Source organism: Maribellus maritimus (assembly GCF_022267315.1).
GTDB classification, from domain to species: domain Bacteria; phylum Bacteroidota; class Bacteroidia; order Bacteroidales; family Prolixibacteraceae; genus Draconibacterium; species Draconibacterium maritimum.
Map to the genome: position 1 here is coordinate 1 of NZ_JAIKLE010000012.1, position 23488 is coordinate 23488.

The following is a 23488-nucleotide window of genomic DNA, read 5'->3' on the forward strand; positions in this document are numbered from 1 at the left end:
CCCAAAAGGATTTTGTATTCGGGTAGGTATCTGAGAAATTTTTCAAATACTCAACTCTTCAAATACATAATCAGACTTTTGGGACAGCCTCTTTTTATTCTTGGTTCACCGGCAAAAACCATACTTTCAACGAAAAAACTTGTAAGCTTCTCATCATCTGGTGTACATTAGTATCTCATTTCAACTAAGTTAAATAATTAAACAGAAAAATATGAGATCAAAGATTTTCCTTTCGTTGATAGTCATCTTTACCGCTTCATTTTTTTCGTCGTGTACCTTTATGGGGCCTTCAATAAAAGGAAACGGAAATGTGGTTGAGGAAACCCGGGATATTGGCTCTTTTGACGAAATAAAGGCACGCCGGGGAATAAATGTTTACATCACACAGGGCAACACAGAGAAAGTGGTTGTTAAAGCCGATGATAATCTGCTTGATGCAATTGAAACAAAAATTGAAGCTAATACACTTGTGGTATCGATAAATAAGAACATTAGAAGTTCAACTTCATTAAAGGTTTTTGTAACTGTTTCCGCAGTAAACGAAATCACATCTACTGCAGGAAGCAATGTTTTTTCAGAAAATACAATTAAAACAAAAAGTCTGGAACTGTCTACATCTGCAGGAAGCAACATGAAATTAGATGTGGACACGCGAAAACTGAATGTCTCTGCATCTGCCGGTTCGAATATAAAGCTGGAAGGACGCAGTGAATTGTTTACCGGAAAAGCTTCCGCCGGTTCGAACATTAAAGCCGGAGATTTAACCGTTGACGATTGTGATGCGAGTGCAAGTAGCGGTGCAAATATCTGGATTGATGTAAGGGAAAAACTGGACGGACGTGCCAGCAGCGGAGGCAACGTTTTTTATTCAGGAAACCCAAAATCCATAAATACAGATAGTTCTTCCGGTGGAAATGTCAGAAAAAATTAGCCTAAAGTGTAACTTCCATTATTTTAACACGTCCTTTTAAAAATCATGCTAATACAAAATAATATGAAAACAATTCAAAAGCTTGCCATCCTTATTTTTATTGCTGCCATTGGAATTAATGCTTCGGTTTATGCCGGAAACAGTGACGAAACCGAGAACAGAAAAGTAAAAAATTTTAACGCAATAAAGGTTTCAACAGGAATTGACCTTTATATTACAATGGGTAACAGTGAAGAAGTTAAAGTTGTTGCCGACGACGATATTATTGACGAACTTATAACAGAAGTAAAAGGCGATGTCCTTCATATCTACATGAAACGCAATAACAACTGGTTTAACTGGGGAGGTAGAAATGAAACCAAAAAAGCCTACGTAACAGTAAAAGAATTAAACGAAATTGATGCTTCTTCAGGATCGGATGTAAAATCGGAAAACACTTTAAAAGGTGAAAATATCAATATTGAAGCCAGCAGTGGAAGTGACGTGGATTTGAATTTGGTTTACAAAAATATAAAACTGGATACAAGCAGCGGATCAGATGCAAAACTAACAGGGAAAGCAAAAACTTTTGAAGCAGAAGCAAGCAGCGGCAGCGACATTTCTGCACGTGGTCTCGAAACAGCGATTTGCAGAGTTCGTGTTAGCAGCGGCTCAGATGCCGATGTAACGGTAAGCGAAGAATTGTACGCAAAAGCAAGTAGCGGAGGTGATGTTCGTTATTTTGGAAACCCTAAAATAAAAGACACTGATGAATCAAGCGGTGGCGACGTCAGCCAGAGATAACTCAATAAAAATATTCAAAATTAAGGCGGAATTTCCCGCCTTTTTTTGTATCCTTTCAATCCTAATAAAAGTTAAATTTGCAGGTTGAAACAGAATTCTTTCAATTATTTACTAAAATTGCATTGATGGACATATTGACAATATTATACATTTTCAATTTTATACGAACGCTGTTTGTAATTGCAATTATCTATTTTGCAATTCGTATCATTTCGCGTTATGTTTTACCCATGCTAATTGACAAAGGTGTAAAAAATATGCAGCAAAAAATGCAGGAGCAACAACGGCAAAACCAGCGTTCAACCAAACGAGAAGGAGAAGTCACTATCGAGAAAAACAGACGACAAAATAAAAATTTCGATCCTGACGATGGTGAATATATTGACTTTGAAGAAGTAGAATAATTCTTCTGAAACGAAATTCTAACCCAATCTTTTTTCGCGGCAATCAATTATATTATATTTTTGTCGTTCAATTTGAAAATCGAATAATAAATGGCACAGGAAGACATCTTCAAGAAACTGGTTGCACACTGCAAAGAATACGGTTATGTATTTCAGTCAAGCGAAATTTACGACGGGCTTGGCGCAGTTTACGACTATGGTCAATACGGCGTTGAATTAAAAAATAACATTAAAAAATATTGGTGGGACAGTATGGTTCTGCTGCACGAAAATGTAGTTGGTATTGATTCTGCAATTTTTATGCACCCTACCATTTGGAAAGCTTCCGGTCACGTGGATGCGTTTAACGACCCGTTAATCGACAACAAAGATTCGAAAAAACGCTACCGCGCCGATGTTTTAATTGAAGAACAACTGGCAAAATTTGAGGCCAAAATGGATAAAGAAGTGGTTAAAGCACAAAAACGTTTTGGCGATTCCTTTGATGAAAAACAGTTCCGCGAAACCAATCCGCGGGTTTTGGCCAACCAGAAAAAATACGATGAACTTCATTCCCGCTTTGCACAGGCATTGAACGACAATAATCTGGAAGAACTAAAACAAATCATCATCGACCAGGAAATTGTTTGTCCTATCTCAGGAACACGAAACTGGACCGATGTCCGTCAGTTTAACCTGATGTTTGCCACAGAAATGGGCTCAACCGCCGATGGTGCTTTAAAAGTTTATCTTCGCCCGGAAACGGCACAGGGAATTTTTGTGAATTACCTGAATGTTCAAAAAACCGGACGTATGAAAATTCCGTTCGGAATTGCTCAAATTGGTAAAGCTTTCCGTAACGAAATTGTTGCTCGCCAGTTTATTTTCAGAATGCGCGAGTTCGAACAAATGGAAATGCAGTTTTTTGTACGTCCCGGCACCGAGCTCGACTGGTTTGAAAAATGGAAAGAAACCCGTATTAAATGGCACCGCGCTCTTGGTTTTGGTGATGAAAATTACCGTTTCCACGAACATGAAAAACTGGCTCACTATGCCAATGCTGCTGTAGATGTGGAATACAAATTTCCATTCGGATTTAAAGAAGTGGAAGGAATTCACTCGCGCACTGATTTTGACCTTTCACAACACGAAAAATATTCAGGCAAAAAAATCAGATATTTCGATCCGGAACTGAATGAATCGTACGTTCCGTTTGTAGTGGAAACTTCGATTGGTGTCGACCGCATGTTTTTACAGGTGATTTCAGCATCGTATTGTGAAGAAGAACTGGAAAAAGACTCACGTGTAGTTCTGAAAATTCCGCCAGTATTGGCTCCGGTAAAACTGGCTGTTATGCCGTTGGTTAAAAAAGACGGACTGCCGGAAAAAGCACGCGAAATTATTGATGATTTGAAATTTAATTTCAACTGCCAGTACGACGAAAAAGATTCTATCGGAAAACGTTACCGTCGTCAGGATGCAATTGGAACGCCGTTCTGTGTTACTGTCGATCATCAAACAACGCAGGATAACACAGTAACCATTCGCTATCGCGACACGATGGAACAGGAACGTGTTGCTATCAGCGAGATTGGGAAAATTATTGGCGAGCAGGTGAGCTACAAAAAATTATTTGCAGAAATTTGATCAAACCAAATATATCTTCTTGTAAGTAAATCCCCTCTAACAAAGAAGTAGAAACTAGAGGTAGATGATTTTTCTCAACCTAATTTTAGGTTATTATATGTATTTTACGAGATGAATAATCTATATTAGAACAACATAAAACAAATTAAATCCTTATGAAAACTCATTTAGTTTCCGGTGGTTGCGGTTTTGTTGGAAAGAACATGGTGAGACGGTTGTATAACTCAACCAACGATCGTATAATTTTTATTGATGATCTTTCTGTTGGAACGCATCCTAAAACGTGGTTAGACGCTCCTTATCAAAAAAATATAAAGGAAATTGAAGTATACGGAAATGATGAACGACTACTTTTCCTCAAAGAAGATTTCAGAAATGTTTTGCATTGGCTTGGAGAAGATGCTGAATGGTTTAACAATCATTTTGAATTGGACTTTGAAAAATTCCACGATGTGTACCACTTTGCCGCTATCGTTGGAGGCCGCGCCAAAATTGACGGCGACCCGATTATGGTTGCGCTAGATCTAGCCATTGATGCTGAGTTTTTTTATTGGATTAGCCGTCATAAACCAGAAAGAGTCCTCTACCCAAGCTCAAGTGCAGCTTACCCTGTCAATCTTCAAACTGAAGAAAATCAGGTACAGTTAAAAGAATCGGATATAGACTTCAACAATATGGGGCAGCCAGATATGACTTATGGCTGGTCAAAACTCACCGGAGAATTTCTGGCGAAAATTACTGCGAAACATTACGGTGTAAATATTACATGTATACGTCCATTTTCAGGTTATGGAGAAGATCAGGATTATTCATATCCTGTGCCGGCGATTGCCAGAAGAGCAGTTCACAGAGAAGAACCATTCGAAGTATGGGGAACAGGATATCAGGGGCGCGACTTCGTTCACATTGACGATGTTTTGGACTGTATTCATGTAGCGATGGAAAAAATTCACGATGGAACCGCTATCAATATCGGGATGGGAAGACTAACTAACTTCAGAGAGATAATCAAACTTTTCTGTGAGTTTGCAGGTTACAGCCCGGAAATTAAACAACTACTAGACAAACCTGTAGGAGTCCATTCGCGATACTGTAACATGGACTGGGTAAATAAAAACCTGGGATGGGAACCCAAAATCTCTATTCGCGAAGGTATGAGAAGAGTATACGATGCGGTTTACAAAAAAGAAATTAACCAATAATCATGACTGATAAAACGGTTGTCTGTTTTGGTCCGGGACCTGCTTTTAAGGGAGGAATGGCCAACTACAACACCTCTCTTGCAAAAACATTCGACAAACTCGGAAACATAAAAGTTCACATCGTTTCCTGGACTCAACAGTACCCAAGTATCATTCCGCGTGAGTTTAAGGACAAAAAAAGCAAGGTAGATTTATTGGAAGGAACAAATATCACCTGCACTTATCTCACCAACTACAACAAGCCGGGAAGCTGGAAAAGAACTGCTGATTTTATATCTTCGGTAAATCCCGATATCGTAATTTTTCAATGGTCAATTGCATTGCAGGGCCTTCCTTTGAAACATATCGCAAAACAAATTAAGAAAAAATCAAAGGCAGAAGTTATTTTTGACCTCCACTTTGTTGTTCAAAAAGAAAAAAGCAAAATCGACCGTTTTTTTACAAAATACGGAATTAAAAATTCAGATTCATATATTGTACATGCATTAAAAACGTTTAATGAATTACAGGAGTTGTTCCCAACAAAGAGTCTTCATTTAACAAAAACAGGAGAGCGTTCAGAAAATGCACAAACCGTAATTAAACTTTATCATCCTATTTACGATTTGTTTCAACCCGATTCGAAATTTAATGTTGAAAAATTCAAAAAAGAAAATAATTTACGCGAAAATGTTTTTTTGTTTTTTGGATTTATCAGAAAATATAAAGGACTCCACAATGCTATAAATGCTTTCGCTAAAGTAGTCGAAAAAAGAGATGACGTAAGTTTACTTATTTGTGGCGAATCGTTTTGGAACACACTTGACAGCAAAAAACTTAGCACCAAAATAAAAAAGGTATTATTCGGGTTCGCAAAAAAAATATTTCTTGGAAATAAAGAGGATGAAAAAGACTATCACCCTTTGGAATTGATTGATAAATATGGCATCCGTGATAAAGTATCAGTATTTAATGAATTTGTCCCGAACGAAGATGTCCATAAATATTTTCAGGTTAGCAATTGTGTTGTTCTCTATTACCTCACAGCAACACCTTCGGGAATTGAGTCCCTAAGTTATAATTTCAAACTACCTATTTTAGCTACCAAAGTTGGCCATTTCCCGGAAACAGTAAAAGACGGCTTTAACGGATACCTCGCCGAAGCAAATAATATTGATTCAATGGCGGAGCAAATGATGCGTTTCCTTGATTCTCCTTTGCCTGGTGCAAATGTAGAAAAAACAGCAGAAAATTTGAGTTGGGAGAATTATGCAAGAGCAATCCTGAATAAATAGACTACCAAGAGGGTGTATGAAAAAAGTCCTAATCATTACATATTATTGGCCTCCAAGCGGAGGAGGTGGGGTACAACGTTGGCTTAAAATGTCAAAATATCTTCCGGATTTTGGATGGAAACCGATAGTCTACACACCTTTAAATCCTGATCCTTCTGTTTTGGATGAAAGTTTGACATCTGAAATTCATCCTGAGATTATTGAATTAAAAACACCAATTTGGGAACCTTACCATATTTACAGGAGATTATCGGGAAAGAAAAAAAATACAAAATTTAAAGCCGGATATATCTCAGAAGCATCATCGGGAAACTGGAAGAATAAACTAGCTGTATTTCTTCGCGGAAACCTGATGATTCCCGATCCACGAAAATTTTGGATAAAACCTTCTGTAAAATATCTTTCATCCTATCTGAAAAAAAACCATGTTGACCTGATTGTTTCAACTGGCCCGCCACACAGCATGCATCTAATAGCACTTAAACTCAAGGAAAAAATTGATATTAAATGGATTGCCGATTTTCGCGATCCATGGACCAATATAGATTTTTATTCTCAACTAAGATTAACCAAATGGGGAGATAAGAAGCACCACAAACTGGAAAAGCGTGTATTAGATTCTGCAGATCACGTAGTTACAGTAAGTCCTTCATGGCAGCAGGAATTCCAGAAGCTGGGAGGTCGAAAAATTGAATTGGTCAACAATGGCTATGATCCTGAGGACTACCATTTCGAAAATGAACCAATGGAAGCAAAATTTACGATAACTCATTTGGGAGCATTAAATAAAGATCGCAACCCTGCATCATTGTGGAAAGCAATTTGTGAGCTATGTAAAGAAAATAACGAATTCAAAAAATCAATTCAAATCCATTTAATTGGCCAAACTGATCATTCAGTAATAAAAAGCATTAGAGACAACAATCTATTTGAATATCTTAAAATCACACCACATCTTCCTCATAAAAGAGGGCTAAGAATGCTCCATCGTTCACATTTACTGTTACTTCCTATAAATGATACTCCAAATGTCAAAGGAATCCTCCCCGGGAAAATGTACGAATACCTGGCCGTCAACAGACCAATCCTTGCCATTGGGCCTAAAAATGCAGATTTTGCAACTATTATCAATGAAACTAAATCGGGTGTGACCCACAATTTTAATGATGCTGCTGGAATTAAATTGTCTGTTTTAAATTATTTTAAACTCTTTCAACAAAACCAAATTGAATCAAGTATTTCATCATTTGAAAAATATTCAAGAAGGAATCTAACTAAGAAATTCATTGAAATTGCTGAGAAATAAGTTACAGGTTATGACGAATTAATAATGGGTGCACCTCCCCTTTTATTTCCACCGAGGTTGTATTTCTTATTTTGTCTGTTAGTACAATACTTTCTCTGGCATCGTCAATTCCAAATCCATTCCCGCTTAAAATATTCTGATAAGTTACTGTATGCAAATCAGTAAAACCTCCACTAAACTCAATTTCTTCCCCCGAAACATTTATCGAGCGGTAAGTTCGTAAACCTTTTTCTTTTGTATTTTGAGGAAGGTCATCACAATCGAGGCTCATAAACCAGCGTACATTTGCCTTTTCCAACTCAAGAAACCCGGCAGCTTTGTGTGGTTCGTAAATATGAACTACATTTTTCCTAACCTTGCCAAAAATCCAAAGTAGCATATCAAAGAAATGAATGCCAATGTTTGTCGCTACCCCACCCGATTTTTCGATATCGCCTTTCCAGCTTTTAAAATACCACTTCCCCCGTGAGGTAATGTAAGTCAAATCGACATCATAAACTTTATCCGATTTGTTTTCAATTTGCCTTTTCAACGCGAGAATTTCCGGATGATAACGCAATTGCAAAACAGTAAATACCTTTTTCCCGGTTTCTTGTTCCACCCTTTTCAACTCAACCAACTCATTTGGATAAATAACAAGCGGCTTTTCGCAAATCACATCAGAAGAATTTTTAAGTGCAAACCGAATGTGTGAAGCATGTATATAATTCGGCGAACAAATGCTGATAAAATCAACCGGCTCTGTCTCTGTTATCAAGTTTTGAGTTGCATTTTCGTGTAAATAAAACTCTGCTTCAGGAAAATAACTATCCATCCGTCCCATTACATCAAACTGGTCTGCCGCCCAAAGCAGCTTGTTTCCGGTTTCTTTGATGGCTTTCATATGCCGTTCGGCGATATAACCTGCTGCGCCTATTAGTCCAAATTTTTTCATTTATAAATTAATCTGCACTTGTCTCCAATTCGAGATTAGCTTAATTTTTCTGTAACCAATTCCAAAAATTCACCATTGAGTTTATATCTTTCACCAGTTTCAGGGCAAACCAAATCATCTCCTAAAATGGCACCTGACCGACTAACCCAGCCATATTGTTTAGCAGGCACGCCTTTCATTAGCGCAAAAGCTTTTACATCTTTAGTAACAACGGCACCTGCACCAATAAAACAATATTTTCCCAAAGTTAAACCACAGAGAATTGTAGCGTTGGCGCCAATTGTTGCTCCTTTTTTTACAAGTGTTTTTTTGTATTCATTTTTTCGTTCGATAAAACTTCGCGGATTTATAACGTTGGTAAAAACCATCGATGGCCCGAGAAATACATCATCTTCGCAAACTACACCTTCAAAAACCGACACATTATTTTGCACCTTCACACTATTGCCCAGGTTTACATCGCTCCCCACAAACACGTTCTGACCAAGAATACAATTGCTCCCAATTTTCGCCGTTCCCATAACATGACAGAAGTGCCAAATTTTTGTTCTCTTCCCGATTTGAGCTCCTGAATCAATTATTGCGGTTTCGTGGATAAAAGTATCAGTCATAGTTATTTTTTGAAGAATATTTTAATTGAATCAACTATATATTTCAATTGTTTTTCAGTCAATTCAGTATGCATGGGCAAAGATAACACAGTTTCTGCCAATTGTTCGCAATGAGGAAAAGCTCCTTTTTTATATCCTAAAAATTGGTACGCTTCCTGTAGATGAATCGGGTGAGGATAATATACCATCGACGGAATTCCTCTCTTCTTCAGAAACATTTGCAATTCATTCCGCTTTTTCGTTTTAACAGTATATTGATGGAAAGTATGTGTACTATAATTTGCTCGTGTCGGAATTTGAAGTCCCTCAATTTCTTTTAAATATTCATCGTAAAAAGCTGCAACATCTTGCCGCATTTTTATATGTTTCTTAATATACTTCAGTTTTACCTCAAGAATGGCAGCTTGTATACTATCAAGCCGGGAATTTAAGCCCACACGCTCATAAACATACATTTCTTTTCTTCCGTGATTTGCGACAGAACGGACCATTTTTGCCAGTTCATTGTTGCTTGTATAAACTGCTCCTCCGTCACCAAACGCTCCCAGATTTTTTGACGGAAAAAAAGAGTTACATCCTATATTTCCAACTGTTCCGGCTTTTTGAATTGTGCCGTCTTCAAAAAGGAAGTCAGTTCCCAGTGCCTGACAAGCATCTTCAACTAAAAAAAGACCATGTTTTTTACATAGCGATTGAATTGTCTCCAAATCCGCACACTGACCAAACAAGTGAACCGGCAAAACTGCTTTTGTTTTATCGGTAATTGCAGCCTTAATTTTCGAAGAATCGATATTAAATTTGTTGGGGCAAACATCCACAAACACCGGTTTTAAACCAAGCAATACCAAAACCTCAACCGTTGAAATAAATGTAAAGGGCGTAGTAATAACCTCATCTCCGGATTTCAATTTTAAGGCCATAAAAGCGAGTTGAAGAGCATCCGTTCCATTTCCGCAAGAAATCACATTTGTATCCAGATATTGAGAAAGCTTTTCTTCAAACTCAAGAACCTTTCCACTTTTTATAAATTTTGCTGAGCGAATAACTTCCTGAATGGCAGCATCAATCTCATCTTTCATGCTTAAATATTGGCCATATAGGTCAGACATTTGAATGGTTTGCATTCACGATTAATTTTGTCAATTAAAATAATAAACTAATAAACACACAAAATTAGTGTTCTGAAACTTTTTTATTTATTATGTTCTTACCAAAATAGAAACAAAATCTTTTTAAATAACCTTATTTCTTCTGAATAATATAAATTTGTCAATCCGTAACCGCAACAAATAAAAATGGACAAAAAATTTCAAAAGGCTGTAATGATGGGGCTTGGGTACATTGGGCTTCCAACAGCTGCATTAATGGCGAAAAAAGATATACGCGTGATAGGTGTTGATGTAAATAAAGATGTTGTCGACACAATTAATCGTGGTGAGATTCACATTGTTGAACCTGAACTGGACGGATTAGTAAAATATGTAATTGACAAAGAATTATTAACTGCATCAACTCACCCCTCAGAAGCTAACGTCTTTTTGATAGCTGTACCAACCCCCTTCAAAGACAATCACATTCCGGATATTAGTTTTGTTGAGTCGGCAACAAAAATGGTGATCCCCTTCCTACGGGAAGACAATCTCTTTATTATTGAATCTACCAGCCCCATTTTCACTACTGAAAAAATGGCTGAGCTTATATATTCAGAAAGACCGGAATTAAAAGACAAAATTTATATTGCTTATTGTCCCGAGAGAGTTTTACCAGGAAATGTTATTTATGAACTTGAAAACAATGACCGTGTTATCGGTGGCATTGATGAGAAGTCGACAGAAGCGGCTATTTCTTTTTACCAGCAATTTGTAAAAGCGCCTCTCCACCCAACAAATTCGCGTACAGCTGAAATGTGTAAATTGGTTGAGAACTCATCACGTGACGTAAACATTGCCTTTGCGAATGAGCTTTCTATAATATGTGATAAAGCTCAAATAAATGTTTGGGATTTAATAAAGCTGGCCAATAAACATCCGAGAGTGAATATTTTGCAACCGGGAACGGGAGTTGGAGGACATTGTATTGCCGTTGATCCCTGGTTTATTGTTTCCGACTTTGAAAAAGAAGCCAAAATTATTAGAACCGCGAGAGAAATAAACAACTATAAAACCCAATGGGTTATTGAAAAACTGAAAGTAACTATATTACAATTTCAAAAAGAAAATAACCGGTTACCTAAAATTGCTTTAATGGGTCTAGCCTTTAAACCTAATATTGATGACTTACGAGAATCTCCAGCAAAATTTGTTGTTCAGCAGATGCTCTCTTTCGGAGAGGCAGAGTATCTCATTGTTGAACCTAATCTCAAAAAGTCAATTGAACTTGAGCTTACGGGCTATATGGATGCTTGGGAGCAAGCAGACATTATCGTATATCTTGTTGCACATCGCGAATTTTTAATGCTGAAATATAAACCGGGAGAACTAGATTTTTGTGGCGTAAGAAAATGAAATTAAGTTTCAGATTAAACCTAATATTACAAAATGAAAAAAATACTGAGCGTATTTGGAACCCGCCCCGAGGCAATAAAAATGGCTCCTGTGGTTAAAGAACTCGAAAGGTTCCCCGAACATATAAATTCAAAAGTATGTGTTACAGCACAACACCGTGAAATGTTGGATCAAGTGCTTGATATTTTCGATATTTCACCCGACTATGATTTGGATATAATGAAACCAAACCAGGATTTATTTGAACTTACCAGCCGGGTTCTTTTAAAAATGAGAGATGTACTTGATGATTTTCAACCCGATGTGGTTTTAGTACACGGAGACACAACCTCATCGTCGACTGCCGCTTTGGCTGCCTTCTACAAACAAATTCATGTAGGACACGTTGAGGCCGGATTAAGAACTGGCAATATCTACTCACCCTGGCCGGAAGAAATGAACCGTAAAATGACAGGGGCACTTGCCACTTACCACTTTGCTCCTACCGAAACAGCAAAAACAAATCTATTAAACGAAAATATCAATCCCAAAAATATAAAAGTAACCGGGAACACAGTTATTGATGCACTTTTTACGGCATCCGCCAAAATTAAAAGCGACGTGTATCTTAAAAAGCAGATAAAAACAGAAATAAATAAAAACCTCGATCAAAATATTTTAAAATCAAAATTTATATTGGTTACCGGGCACCGACGTGAAAACTTTGGTGAAGGATTTATACAAATCTGTTCTGCTTTAAAAAAAATAGCAGAAAAATATCCTGAGATAAATATCATCTACCCTGTTCATTTAAACCCAAATGTTCAAAAACCAGTATTCGATCTTTTAGGAGAAACTTCAAATATTCACTTAATTTCTCCTCTTTCATATCTCCCATTTATTTATATGCTTGAAAAATGTTATTTTGTCATTACCGACAGCGGAGGTATTCAGGAAGAAGCACCCAGTTTTGGAAAGCCGGTTCTCGTAATGCGTGATACCACCGAGCGTCCGGAAGCTGTTGAAGCCGGTACTGTAAAATTGGTTGGCACTGATAAAAATATCATTTTTTCAGAAGCTGTAAAACTTATTGAAAATACTGAATATTATAAGTCCGTATCTAGTGCTCATAACCCTTATGGAGATGGAAAGGCGGCCGAAAGAATCGTTGAAAATTTAAAATAATTTCAATGCTACAAGCAATCGTAAAAAAAGGTAAAGTATTGGCAGAAAAAGTACCTGCTCCTTTAGTACGAAAAGGAGGAATTCTGATAAAAGTAGTTAACAGCTGTATCTCTGCAGGGACAGAAATGTCAAATGTGGATATTACAAAAAAATCATTAGTCAGACTCGCTCTTGAACAACCTGAAAATGTTAAAACAGGTCTGAAAATGATAAAAGAAACAGGTATCAAAAAAACTTTCTCTAGGATTACAGGCATGCGCGAAGGAGGAAAACCCACAGGATATTCCATAAGCGGTATTGTTTTGGCTGTTGACGAGGAAGTAACTGATTTCAAGCCTGGCGATCGCGTTGCAGCGGCCGGAGCTGGATTAGCAAATCATGCTGAGTTTGTCGATGTCCCCAAGAATCTGGTAATGAAAATTCCCGATAGCCTTGATTTTGAAAAAGCTTCTACGGTTACACTTGGTGGAATTGCAATTCAGGGAGTAAGAAGAGCCGATTTACGATTTGGAGAATTTGGAGTTGTAGTTGGTGCAGGAATACTTGGGCTTTTGACTGTCCAGTTATTACAACTTTCCGGAATCAGAGTTATTGCTGTAGATATTGATGAAAAGAGATTGGCCATTGCCAAAGAGTTAGGGGCAGAATTAATCATTAATCCCTCAAAAGAGGATCAGGTAAAACTAATAACAAATTACACAGGAGGAAAAGGTACCGACGCCGTGATATTTACAGCAGCCACATCAAGCAGTCACCCTTTGTCTGAAGCATTTAAAAGCTGCAAAAGAAAAGGAAAAGTTGTTCTGGTAGGCGTTTCAGGAATGGAAATTAAACGGAGTGATATCTACTCAAAGGAACTTGATTTTTTAATTTCCAGTTCATACGGGCCGGGACGTTATGACGCAGAATACGAAGAAAAAGGACATGATTATCCTTATGCTTATGTACGATGGACTGAAAATAGAAATATGACAGAATATCTTCGGCTATTGTCAGAACATAAAATTGTTTTAGATAAGATTATCCAGCATAAATTTGGAATTCAAAATGTTACTGAAGCTTTTCAATTACTGAATAATAGCGAACAAAGACCTTTAATGGTTATACTTGATTATGGAAGTATAGATTCAGACCAAATCGTTTCTTTGACCCAACATTCCCGAAAAATAAATATAAAAGCAGTACCTGTTCTTAGAGAAAAAATTAATGTTGCTTTAGTAGGTGCTGGTAGTTTTGCTACAGCGATGCATTTGCCAAATATGAAAATGCTGGATAATAAATTTCAGTTAATTGCGGTGGTAAATCGTACCGGTCATAAAGCCACAGCAGTAGCCAAACAGTTTGGAGCTGCTTATTCAACGACAAATATTAACGATATTCTATCAGATGACTCCATAGACCTTGTTATAATTTGTACACGCCATGGCGAACATGCACAACTTACTCTCGACGCATTGAAAGCAGGCAAACATGTTTTTGTTGAAAAGCCACTTGCAACAAACCAAAAGGATTTGAAATCTTTACAAGATTTTTATGACAGGGATGGAGAAAAACCTTTATTAATGGTCGGGTTCAATCGCCGGTTTAGTAAATATGCACAGGAAATTAAACAGCATACCCAAAAAAGAATCAATCCGCTATTCATTCATTACCGAATGAATGCCGGGTATATACCGCTTGATCACTGGGTACATGAAGAGGGCGGCCGCATAGTTGGTGAGGCTTGCCACCTCATTGATCTGATGACCTTTTTTACTGAAAGTAAAATAAAATCAATAAGTGTGGAAGAACTAACTCCAACCAATGGGGCCGTTAGCTCGTCTGACAATAAATCGATTGTATTAAAATACCAGGATGGTTCAGTATGCACCATTGAATATTTCGCCGTTGGCAATAAATCTTTACCCAAAGAATATATGGAAATTCATTTCGATGAAAAGTCGATTGTGATGGAAGACTATAAGCAACTGAAGGGCTACGGAATAAAAATAAATGAAATAAGAACATCCGGAAGTGAAAAAGGACAGCTGGAAGAACTAAAAGCCCTATTTGAATCCCTCACAGAAAAAGACAAAAATTGGCCCATTGAATGGTGGGATATGGTGCAAACAACAGAAATATCATTGGCAATACAACAATAAATGCTCTTTCATCTTGAAATATTAAAAACAGGCTCATTTTCCAAATTAGAACCTTTTAAACAAAAATTTGATCTGGTTGAGCTTTTCAAATATGAAAAAGATAATATCAGGTTATTTGTATTCTCTTATTTAACAAAAAGAAACATAACATTAATTGAAGATGATAAAAAATTGCTTTTTATTCACGGACATAGTAAAAATGTTACTCTTGAAAATTATACAAAAACAGAATCATTATTTGGAAACTTTAACTTTATTGTAATTAATAAAAAAGAACATTCCGTTGAATTTATCAAAGATTTTACAAACTCTTTTGATACATTTTATGTTGACACAACCCAAAGAATTACACTGTCAAATAATCCCTTATGGCTTCCTGTAAATTCAAAAACTATTAATTCAAATTCACTTGCACAGTACTTTTCTCTCACCCAGGGATTTTATCCCGAGTATTATTTTTTTGATGAAATTAAAAAAATCAAGCCGGGCTCCAAATTGGAAATTCAGGGAGGAGAACTAAAAGAAACCGCTACTCTGCCGAAGATAGAGCATCCTTCTTACAGTGATTTTGTCAATAATTTTTCAGAGGTCGTAAACAATGGAATTAGAAACAATTCATCTATTGATTTAACAGGTGGATATGACAGCAGATTAATAGTTTCTGGCGCACTCAATCTGAGAAAGAACTTCACCGTTGCCGTTCATGGAGAAAAAGATAAGGAAGTTGAGTTTGTAAAAAAAATGGCAGGAAAAATAAAAGTACCATTACATACAATTGAAATCAACAACAAAATCAATGATTCCTTAAAAAAATGGGAGCATTACTTTTTTTTATCTGGTGGTTATTATAATCTATTTGAAACAATAAAAGAAGGCACAAGAAGTACCGTCAGACGACAATTTACCAATACAAAAGTTGGAGGTGGTTTGGGTGAGGTAATCAGAGATAAATGGTACGTCGATAAGATTTCGAGAAAGAACCTATTGAAGTCAAAACCCCTATGGAGCATTCTGTCGAAAAGACTATTCAATTCAGACGTAGCTTATCGTTATTGCACAAAAGAATTCTGTAAAACAATTGATACATTTAGAGAAAACAGCAGGCAAAAAATATCACAACAAACTCAAAACCTTAATGGATACGACGCAAGCCAGAAATTTGTTAACATTTTATTCGAAAGATATACGCGTGGATGGATTGGAACACTATATAATTTTCATAATAATTTGTTAGAAGTTGTAGCTCCTTATATGGACAATCAATTCTACATTAAATGTTTAAATGTCGATAACGATTTTAGAAATTATTCAGAAGGGATTACAACAACTATTAATTCTTTCTCGAACCAATTTAATAGAATACCTTTTATAGATGGGCAAAGGTGTGCTCCAATAAAAGGATTTAATCGAATCCGATATATTTTTATGCACTATATTCATGAATTCAATAGTCGTATATTAGATAAAAGCCTTAAAAGAGAGTATAACCACTCAAGTTGGTTAAAAAAACTACTTGAGAGCGATCAGTTTGGGTCGTATATAAATAAAAAGGATAAAAATTTTGATAAAATAATTAATAGAAAGGCATTTAATAAATTGTTGCAATCAGGGCTGGACAATAAGCTTCCTGATAAAGATTTTATTTTTTTATGGAAATTAATTACATTAAAAATTGCGATACAATACCCACAAAAAATTTCTAATTAAAACCCGAGTGTGAAAATTTATATTTAAAGCATCTGAATTATAATTGTATAAACATTTAAGAATATACAAAATTATATTACTGAAATTAAACAACATAAGCAAACTCGATGATTAATTTTTCTTTTGTAATCCTTCACTATCAAACTATAGAAGACACAATAACCTGCGTTGATTCAATATTAAAAAACATAGTTTACTCAAATTACAGTATAATTATAGTTGATAACGGATCAACAAACGAAAGCGGTATCTATTTAAAAAATAAGTACTTGAAAAATAAAAACATTCATGTATTGGAAAGTCCAAAAAATCTAGGCTTTGCCAGAGGCAATAATTTAGGATTCTCATTTGCTAAATATAAGTTAAAATCTGAATTTATATGTTTGTTAAATAACGATACGTACATTAAACAGGATGATTTTGTGGAAGAAATTTTGAGAAGATATTATATCAGTAACTTTCATATCCTTGGTCCAGATATTATTTCAACTGTTGATGGGAAACATCAAAATCCAAGAAGAGTATTATATACTGATTTAAAAATAGTAAAACAGTATTTGAGACATTTTAGGATTATGCGATTTCTTAATCTGTTTTTGTTGGACAAAGTACTTGTAGATTTCAAAAAAAAATTTTATAGTAAGTCATATTTGCCGAGTAATGATCAAGAAGAGTCATATAAAGACGAAAAAACAGGATTACTTTTACATGGAAGCTGTTTAATCTTTTCTCCGTTATATATAGCAAATTATGATGGATTATATCCTAAAACTTTTATGTATTCAGAAGAGTCAATTCTTAATTTTATTTCCCACAGAGATAACTTGATATCTCTATATTATCCAAAGGTTAAAATATACCATAATGAAGATTCCTCTACAAATTATCAGTATCCTAAAAGTTACAGAAAAAGAAGATTTTATTATAAAAATATTATAAAATCATTAGTAGTTTTAACTGATTTGATGAAAGGAAACAATAATGAACGAATGTAGAATTTGCGGGAATTCAACAAACAATACTGAACTTGAAATTAGGGAAATGTATTATAACCTTAAGGAAAAATTTCGTTATTTCAAATGTGATAATTGTGGATGTTTACAAATTTCAGAGTACCCTGAAAATATAGCCGACTACTACCCCAAAATATATAGTTCATTTACAAAGCCTGTTGAAAAAAATAATGGCTGGCTTTTGCATAGCCTGAGAAAAAGTAAATTAAAATACTGTTTATTAGACCAATTTGACATAATTGGATTATTGCTTTCTAAAATTTACAAATGTGGATTTGAAAGGTTACTCAAGTATCCGAAAGTAAAACCTAATTCAAAAATTCTTGATATCGGATCAGGCACAGGTGCCTTAATTAAAAGACTTATAAACAAAGGATTTGAAAACATAACAGGAACTGATATTTTTATTGATGAGGATATTATTTTCGACAAAAGATTAAGGATTTTGAAAAAGGATATAAATGAAATTAATGAAACATTTGATTTTGTAATGATGAATCATTGTCTTGAACACATGCCACATCAGTTAGACGTTTTAACAAAAATAAGTCGACTTTTAAATAAAGATAATTTCCTAATGATCAGAATCCCCATTGTAGATAAATTCTCTTGGAGAGAATACGGGTTAAACTGGATTGCTATTGACCCTCCGAGGCATTATTATTTGCACACCGAAAAAAGTATAAAAATATTGGCCGATAAGAGTGGTTTTGAGTTGGAACATATAGCTTATGACTCAACTGAATTTCAGTTTATCGGGTCAGAACAAATTCTTTCTAACATTCCACTCCGATCAGAAAACTCATATTATGAAAATCAAAAAAAATCAGTATTCACAAAAAGAGATGTTAAAAACTATAAAAAGATGGCAGATAAACTAAATGAACAAAAAGATGGAGACTTTGGTGTGTTCTACTTAAAAAAAAGATAATCTTATTTTGTCTATAATAAACTCGTAACTTTTTAACAAAAAAAGAAAATATTGGCAATGGGCATTATTCAGAAACAAACTATACGTGGCTCTATTTATTCATATTTGGGAGTTGGTATCGGATATTTGAATGTGGTTATCTTAATGCCCCAATTCTATTCTGCTGAAGAAATTGGCTTAACCCAAATTGTTTTATCTATTACGGCTATTTTTAGTCTGGTTGGCACACTTGGATTTAATGGCGTTTCAAACCGTTTATTTCCCTACTTCAGAGATGCCGCAAAAGGGCATAACGGATTTCCTTTTTTAATGACACTCGTTGGACTTCTTGGTTTTTTTATCGTTGTAGCTGCTTTTTTCATTTTAAAGCCTTATTTAATTAATAGTAACATTGAAAAATCTCCTCTTCTTATTGAGTATCTTTTTTTACTTATCCCTATTACTTTTTTCAGATTAGTTTTTATTTTACTGGATGGCTACAATAAAATAATGCTTGATGCAATTACCGGAACCTTTTGGATGGATTTTGGTTATAAGGCACTGAATTTTATCTTTATCGTCCTTTATTCACTTCATATTATAACCTTCCAGCAATATATGTTTGGCTTCACACTGGCTCTTTCTTTCCCGGCATTCCCCGTATTATTTAAATTAATTAAAAGAGGACACTTCCAAATAAAACCACAATTAAGATTCATTGATAAACCCTTATTTAAGCAAATAATAACCATATCGCTCTATAATTTTCTGGGAGCATCCAGTGGAGTGATTGTTACCAATATCGACCGAATTATGGTCAATGAATACCTGTCGTTGAGTTTAACCGGAATATTTAGTATTTGTGCTTTATTTGGCACTATTATCAAAATACCGTTTATTTCGCTTAACAAAATCTCTGTTTCATTTTTGGCCGAAGCATGGAAAAAAAACGACAGAAAAGAAATATCGAATATTTATTATAAAAGTACTATTAATCAAATGGCATTTGCAACTCTGATACTTATTGGAATTGTTGGCAACTTAAATAATATTTTTCGAATCCTTCCAGAAGAATACCTTGCTGGTAAGCCAGTTGTAGTACTGTATTCATTTGCCTATTTATTACTTACTTCTACAGGTGCAGCTGGTTTTATTCTCGGCACCTCAGATAAATATAAGATACAAACATATTTTATGTTTTTAACCATTTTTTTCACCATTGCATTTAATATGCTTTTTATTCCCCCTTTTGGGATGAAAGGTGCAGCGATAGCAACCGTTTTGACTTTTTTGTTGAGCGCATTATTTAGGGTTCTCTTTTTAAAAATAAACATGAAATTATTCCCTTACAATCGTAAACACTTATTGATTTTAGTTATTGGAGCTATCAGTATCATTCCTTCTTTTTTGCTTAAACCGTTCAACAATCTAATTGTAGATATTTTTATTCGTAGTACCATCATTGCTGGATTGTTCATAGGCTTTACTATTATTTTAAATATTTCTGATGAAATCAATGGAATTATAAAACCGCTAATAAATCGTATTTTTAGAGTCAGAAATGAAAATAAATAAAGAAATCCTTTTCTTCCTTTCTCATCAGCCAGTTACAAAACTGGTTCAATTTTTTATTTCTACTTTTCAGAAATCTTTAAAAAAAAGATTTCCTTTTCTTATCAAAAGAAAAAATATTGAGCTTCCGAAAAATATTAATATTTCCAACTCATATTTCAAGAATCTACCCATCGAATCATCCTACATCAACCCCAAGGTTGCTGTTTATCTTTTCGAAATGTACCATTCACATCGCTTTAATTTGCTAGGTAGTGGATGGGTGAAAAACAGTTATTCCAGCGAATCAATAGGAACAGAGGGCATTTGTTATTCGATGAATATTGATATAGTGACATTCGATAAGGAAGGGGAGTGGCTAAAAACGATTATAGCCGAAAAAGACCTGAAGAATTCAAAAGATATATGGAAACTAATTTCTGATGAGGCATACATTCCTATCGACTGGCAGAAAGATTTTAAATGTAATTTTCGATGGAATCAGAAATTATCTTTTGATCTCCAACGAAAACTTACCAAGAAAGGTGCAGATATTAAAGTCCCCTGGGAATTAAGCCGTATGCAACATTTGCCGCAAATGGCTTGTTTTGCCATTGCTTTCCCTGAAATGAAAGATAAAATTGTCAAAGAGTTTCACCACCAGGTACTCGATTTTCTTTCTGCAAATCCTTACGGGATGGGCGCAAACTGGAGCTGTCCCATGGATGTTGGTATAAGGGCGGCTAACCTTCTTGTTTCATACGATTTGTTAAAAAAAACAGATACAAATAATATTTTAGATGGTCAGTTCAAATCAATATTAAGCCAAACAATTTATAAACATGGTCATTTTATCGTATCACACCTGGAATATAGCGAATTGGTTACCTCGAACCATTATCTTTCAGATATTTGCGGATTACTATTTATTGCCGCTTACTTAAATAATAGTGAAGAGACGAATTGCTGGTTAGCATTTTCCATTCAAGAATTTTTGAAGGAAGTAAATAAGCAATTCTTTGACGATGGAAGTAATTTTGAATCATCAACTGCCTATCATCGATTGAGCGGAGAACTATTTACATACGGATTAGCATTAATCAGGGGATTAGATGATACAAAAAAAGAAGCATTACACCGGTACAACCACAAAATGTGGAAGTATAGACCCAAGCTGGAAAAACTGGAAAATCAACCTTGGAGCAACGGTTTCGATTTTCTTGAAATTTTTGATACAAAACTTTTCAAAGCACTGAAATTTAGTATTTCAGTTACTAAACCAAATGGAAATATCATACAAATTGGGGACAACGACAGTGGTCGTTTTTTTCGATTTTCGCCAAATGGTAAATTTTTAAATACTACAGAAGCAGAAAAAAAATATAAAAATCTCAGCGGATATTTCTCATTAGTTAAAAAACTTGGAGAAAATGAGCAAAGTTTATTTTGGGATGAGAATTGCCTTAATCACCAAACCTTCCAAGCTGCAACCCTGGGATATTTTGCAGAAAAACCAGAATTCTTCCCACTAGAACATTTGATTGTCCAAACATTAAGCAAACACTTCCGTGCCAAAAAAATAGAAATTGAGAATCGCCTGGAAACTTTGAAAAATCCGCAAATTCCACATTTAAAATATTCAGCAACCCGAACATTTGCCTACGGAATTTCACTTGATAAATCAAAAATCACACAACATTTTTATCCAAACTTTGGAGTCTATATTTTTAAAAGTACAAGAATTTTTGCAGGAATTTATGTGGGTGTAAATGTTGCATGTGGATTGGGAGGACATTCACATAACGATAAACTTTCCATCTTTTTAACAGTCAACGGGAAGGATATTTTAACCGACCCTGGAACCTTCCTTTATACTCCATTACCAGAAAAACGAAACCAATTTAGAAAAACAGCAGCTCATAATGTGCCAATCCATAAAAATAGTGAGCAAGAATCATTAGAAAATGGGCTTTTTCACCTGATAGGGCATCACAAAACATATATTTTGTCGTTCAGTGATACGTCTATCTCAGTGCTGTACAAAAACAGAAAAATTATCCATACAAGAACTATTGAAATTGGAAATAAGCAAATTACAGTCACAGATAGGGCAAATACTCCCTTTGCCCAAAATTTTAATAAAATATATCCATTCTCAAATGGATATGGTAAACTTTTGAACCAAAATTATTTACAATGAAAATTTTATATTTAAGAACTATATATTTTTTTGGCCCTGCAGGTGGAATGGTAGGACATACGGCTGGTGTTATAAATAGTTTATATAAAAAAGCTAAACTACATGTTATTAGCAACGCTCAACTTCCGGGCGTACATATTAAAACCGAAGTTATTAAACCAGTACGATACAAATTTCTATTTAAATTTATTAATGAGTTTTTATACAATCTCAAAATAATTAAAAAATTGAAGGGCCGGGTTAATGAATTCAATTATATTTATCACAGGCACTCTGAAGCTTCTTTCTCAGGGGCATGGCTCGCCCAAAAATATAAAATACCATTAATTCTGGAATTCAATTCTTCTGAAGTTTGGAAAATAAAAAACTGGAAAGGACAGAGTAAACAGAATACCTCTGTTAAAAAGACGTTAACTAATTTTCTTAAAAAATACATTTTACTACCTGCTGTAGCCCGGATAGAACAATACAATTTAAATCAGGCAAGTTACATAGTTGTTGTCTCAGTGGCCCTAAAAGAAAATCTAATAAAATTAGGTATCCCTACAGAAAAAATAATCTTTTATCCTAACGGTATCGATCTTGAAAAGTTTAATCCTCAGATTTCGGGAAATGCCATTCGTAAACATCATAAGCTAGAGCAGAAGACTATCGTTGCAGGTTTTATAGGAACTTTTGGAGAATGGCACGGTGCAATTGAACTAGCGAAGGCAATTATCCTGTTTTTTAATCATCCTCATAAAGAAAAGGTGAAATTTTTACTCATCGGTTCCGGAAAACTATTTGATAAGGTTTTTCAAATGATAAAAGATTCGGGCAACCTCGAAAATGTTATTTTTACTGGAGTTATTCCGCAAAATAAAGCCCCGGAATACCTCGCGGCATGTGATATTTTGTTGTCACCTCATATTCCAAATTCTGATGGAACTTCCTTTTTTGGAAGTCCTACAAAATTATTTGAATATATGGCTATGGGAAAAGCTATCGTTGCAAGCGACCTTGACCAAATTGGACAAATTTTAGAACACGAAGTAGATGCTTTGTTAATACAACCGGGAGATCCAACAAAAATAGTAGATTCAATTAACCTGCTAATAAGAAAAAATGAGCTGAGGAGAAAACTGGGAAACAATGCCTTTGAAAAAGTAAAATTAAATTATACCTGGGACTCACATACTCAGAAAATATTTGACAGTATTAATTTTAGTGAAAAGTGTTAGTCTCCTT

General features: G+C 35.0%; 19 protein-coding genes. 16 read left to right on the plus strand and 3 right to left on the minus strand.

The window, feature by feature from the left end:
* The first annotated feature begins 211 nt into the window (after nt 1-211).
* From K5G00_RS12000 to K5G00_RS12030, 7 genes are all read left to right on the plus strand, one after another.
* Nucleotides 212-931: a head GIN domain-containing protein gene (locus tag K5G00_RS12000; protein ID WP_238766403.1), complete on the plus strand. Its 720-nt coding sequence runs from the start codon at nt 212-214 to the stop codon at nt 929-931.
* Between the two features lie 63 nt (nt 932-994).
* Nucleotides 995-1714, plus strand: a complete 720-nt coding sequence (locus K5G00_RS12005) for a head GIN domain-containing protein (RefSeq protein ID WP_238766404.1) — start codon at nt 995-997, stop codon at nt 1712-1714.
* Nucleotides 1715-1839: 125 nt separating this feature from the next.
* The gene (locus tag K5G00_RS12010; protein ID WP_238766405.1) at nt 1840-2118 is read left to right on the plus strand and encodes a DUF4834 family protein; all 279 of its coding nucleotides are present in this window, start codon (nt 1840-1842) and stop codon (nt 2116-2118) included.
* 90 nt (nt 2119-2208) lie between these two features.
* Nucleotides 2209-3744 (plus strand): glycine--tRNA ligase, encoded by a 1536-nt coding sequence (locus K5G00_RS12015; protein ID WP_238766406.1) that lies wholly within the window; start codon nt 2209-2211, stop codon nt 3742-3744.
* A gap of 155 nt (nt 3745-3899) precedes the next feature.
* Nucleotides 3900-4946, plus strand: coding sequence for an NAD-dependent epimerase/dehydratase family protein (locus K5G00_RS12020; RefSeq protein ID WP_238766407.1), 1047 nt, complete (start codon nt 3900-3902; stop codon nt 4944-4946).
* Between the two features lie 2 nt (nt 4947-4948).
* On the plus strand, nt 4949-6220 hold the full coding sequence (locus tag K5G00_RS12025; RefSeq protein ID WP_238766408.1) for a glycosyltransferase: 1272 nt from the start codon (nt 4949-4951) through the stop codon (nt 6218-6220).
* Nucleotides 6221-6236: 16 nt separating this feature from the next.
* Nucleotides 6237-7526 (plus strand): glycosyltransferase, encoded by a 1290-nt coding sequence (locus tag K5G00_RS12030; RefSeq protein ID WP_238766409.1) that lies wholly within the window; start codon nt 6237-6239, stop codon nt 7524-7526.
* A 1-nt stretch (nt 7527) separates the two neighbouring features.
* On the opposite strand, the gene K5G00_RS12035 is transcribed toward K5G00_RS12030, so the two are convergent.
* The 3 genes from K5G00_RS12035 to K5G00_RS12045 are packed head-to-tail and all read right to left on the minus strand — an operon-like array spanning nt 7528 to nt 10195.
* On the minus strand, nt 7528-8460 hold the full coding sequence (locus K5G00_RS12035; protein ID WP_238766410.1) for a Gfo/Idh/MocA family oxidoreductase: 933 nt from the start codon (nt 8458-8460) through the stop codon (nt 7528-7530).
* Between the two features lie 35 nt (nt 8461-8495).
* Nucleotides 8496-9071, minus strand: coding sequence for an acyltransferase (locus tag K5G00_RS12040; RefSeq protein WP_238766411.1), 576 nt, complete (start codon nt 9069-9071; stop codon nt 8496-8498).
* A gap of 2 nt (nt 9072-9073) precedes the next feature.
* Nucleotides 9074-10195 (minus strand): DegT/DnrJ/EryC1/StrS family aminotransferase, encoded by a 1122-nt coding sequence (locus tag K5G00_RS12045; protein WP_238766412.1) that lies wholly within the window; start codon nt 10193-10195, stop codon nt 9074-9076.
* Between the two features lie 171 nt (nt 10196-10366).
* On the opposite strand from K5G00_RS12045, the gene wecC reads away from it, so the two are divergent.
* The 9 genes from wecC (at nt 10367) to K5G00_RS12090 (ending at nt 23481) form a co-directional block, all read left to right on the plus strand.
* Nucleotides 10367-11575: a UDP-N-acetyl-D-mannosamine dehydrogenase gene (gene wecC / locus K5G00_RS12050; protein WP_238766413.1), complete on the plus strand. Its 1209-nt coding sequence runs from the start codon at nt 10367-10369 to the stop codon at nt 11573-11575.
* A gap of 33 nt (nt 11576-11608) precedes the next feature.
* The gene (gene wecB / locus K5G00_RS12055; RefSeq protein ID WP_238766414.1) at nt 11609-12739 is read left to right on the plus strand and encodes a non-hydrolyzing UDP-N-acetylglucosamine 2-epimerase; all 1131 of its coding nucleotides are present in this window, start codon (nt 11609-11611) and stop codon (nt 12737-12739) included.
* Nucleotides 12740-12744: 5 nt separating this feature from the next.
* Nucleotides 12745-14880 carry a bi-domain-containing oxidoreductase gene (locus K5G00_RS12060; protein ID WP_238766415.1) on the plus strand — a complete coding sequence of 712 codons (2136 nt, stop codon included), beginning with the start codon at nt 12745-12747 and terminating at the stop codon, nt 14878-14880.
* 495 nt (nt 14881-15375) lie between these two features.
* Nucleotides 15376-16587: a hypothetical protein gene (locus K5G00_RS12065; RefSeq protein ID WP_238766416.1), complete on the plus strand. Its 1212-nt coding sequence runs from the start codon at nt 15376-15378 to the stop codon at nt 16585-16587.
* Nucleotides 16588-16694: 107 nt separating this feature from the next.
* Nucleotides 16695-17582: a glycosyltransferase family 2 protein gene (locus K5G00_RS12070; RefSeq protein WP_238766417.1), complete on the plus strand. Its 888-nt coding sequence runs from the start codon at nt 16695-16697 to the stop codon at nt 17580-17582.
* Entirely contained in the window at nt 17569-18531 is a 963-nt protein-coding gene (locus K5G00_RS12075) for a class I SAM-dependent methyltransferase (RefSeq protein ID WP_238766418.1), read from the plus strand. The genes K5G00_RS12070 and K5G00_RS12075 overlap by 14 nt, the downstream gene beginning before the upstream one ends.
* A 57-nt stretch (nt 18532-18588) precedes the next feature.
* Nucleotides 18589-20085: a lipopolysaccharide biosynthesis protein gene (locus tag K5G00_RS12080; protein WP_238766419.1), complete on the plus strand. Its 1497-nt coding sequence runs from the start codon at nt 18589-18591 to the stop codon at nt 20083-20085.
* The gene (locus K5G00_RS12085; protein WP_238766420.1) at nt 20072-22261 is read left to right on the plus strand and encodes a heparinase II/III domain-containing protein; all 2190 of its coding nucleotides are present in this window, start codon (nt 20072-20074) and stop codon (nt 22259-22261) included. Before K5G00_RS12080 ends, K5G00_RS12085 begins: the two co-directional genes overlap by 14 nt.
* Nucleotides 22258-23481, plus strand: a complete 1224-nt coding sequence (locus tag K5G00_RS12090) for a glycosyltransferase family 4 protein (RefSeq protein ID WP_238766421.1) — start codon at nt 22258-22260, stop codon at nt 23479-23481. Before K5G00_RS12085 ends, K5G00_RS12090 begins: the two co-directional genes overlap by 4 nt.
* Nucleotides 23482-23488 lie beyond the last annotated feature (7 nt).

Coding starts and splice junctions, on each gene's coding strand:
- K5G00_RS12000 (WP_238766403.1), top strand. CDS start 212: ATGAGATCAAAGATTTTCCTTTCGTTGATAGTCATCTTTACCGCTTCA.
- K5G00_RS12005 (WP_238766404.1), top strand. CDS start 995: ATGAAAACAATTCAAAAGCTTGCCATCCTTATTTTTATTGCTGCCATT.
- K5G00_RS12010 (WP_238766405.1), top strand. CDS start 1,840: ATGGACATATTGACAATATTATACATTTTCAATTTTATACGAACGCTG.
- K5G00_RS12015 (WP_238766406.1), top strand. CDS start 2,209: ATGGCACAGGAAGACATCTTCAAGAAACTGGTTGCACACTGCAAAGAA.
- K5G00_RS12020 (WP_238766407.1), top strand. CDS start 3,900: ATGAAAACTCATTTAGTTTCCGGTGGTTGCGGTTTTGTTGGAAAGAAC.
- K5G00_RS12025 (WP_238766408.1), top strand. CDS start 4,949: ATGACTGATAAAACGGTTGTCTGTTTTGGTCCGGGACCTGCTTTTAAG.
- K5G00_RS12030 (WP_238766409.1), top strand. CDS start 6,237: ATGAAAAAAGTCCTAATCATTACATATTATTGGCCTCCAAGCGGAGGA.
- K5G00_RS12035 (WP_238766410.1), bottom strand. CDS start 8,460: ATGAAAAAATTTGGACTAATAGGCGCAGCAGGTTATATCGCCGAACGG.
- K5G00_RS12040 (WP_238766411.1), bottom strand. CDS start 9,071: ATGACTGATACTTTTATCCACGAAACCGCAATAATTGATTCAGGAGCT.
- K5G00_RS12045 (WP_238766412.1), bottom strand. CDS start 10,195: ATGCAAACCATTCAAATGTCTGACCTATATGGCCAATATTTAAGCATG.
- wecC (WP_238766413.1), top strand. CDS start 10,367: ATGGACAAAAAATTTCAAAAGGCTGTAATGATGGGGCTTGGGTACATT.
- wecB (WP_238766414.1), top strand. CDS start 11,609: ATGAAAAAAATACTGAGCGTATTTGGAACCCGCCCCGAGGCAATAAAA.
- K5G00_RS12060 (WP_238766415.1), top strand. CDS start 12,745: ATGCTACAAGCAATCGTAAAAAAAGGTAAAGTATTGGCAGAAAAAGTA.
- K5G00_RS12070 (WP_238766417.1), top strand. CDS start 16,695: ATGATTAATTTTTCTTTTGTAATCCTTCACTATCAAACTATAGAAGAC.
- K5G00_RS12075 (WP_238766418.1), top strand. CDS start 17,569: ATGAACGAATGTAGAATTTGCGGGAATTCAACAAACAATACTGAACTT.
- K5G00_RS12080 (WP_238766419.1), top strand. CDS start 18,589: ATGGGCATTATTCAGAAACAAACTATACGTGGCTCTATTTATTCATAT.
- K5G00_RS12085 (WP_238766420.1), top strand. CDS start 20,072: ATGAAAATAAATAAAGAAATCCTTTTCTTCCTTTCTCATCAGCCAGTT.
- K5G00_RS12090 (WP_238766421.1), top strand. CDS start 22,258: ATGAAAATTTTATATTTAAGAACTATATATTTTTTTGGCCCTGCAGGT.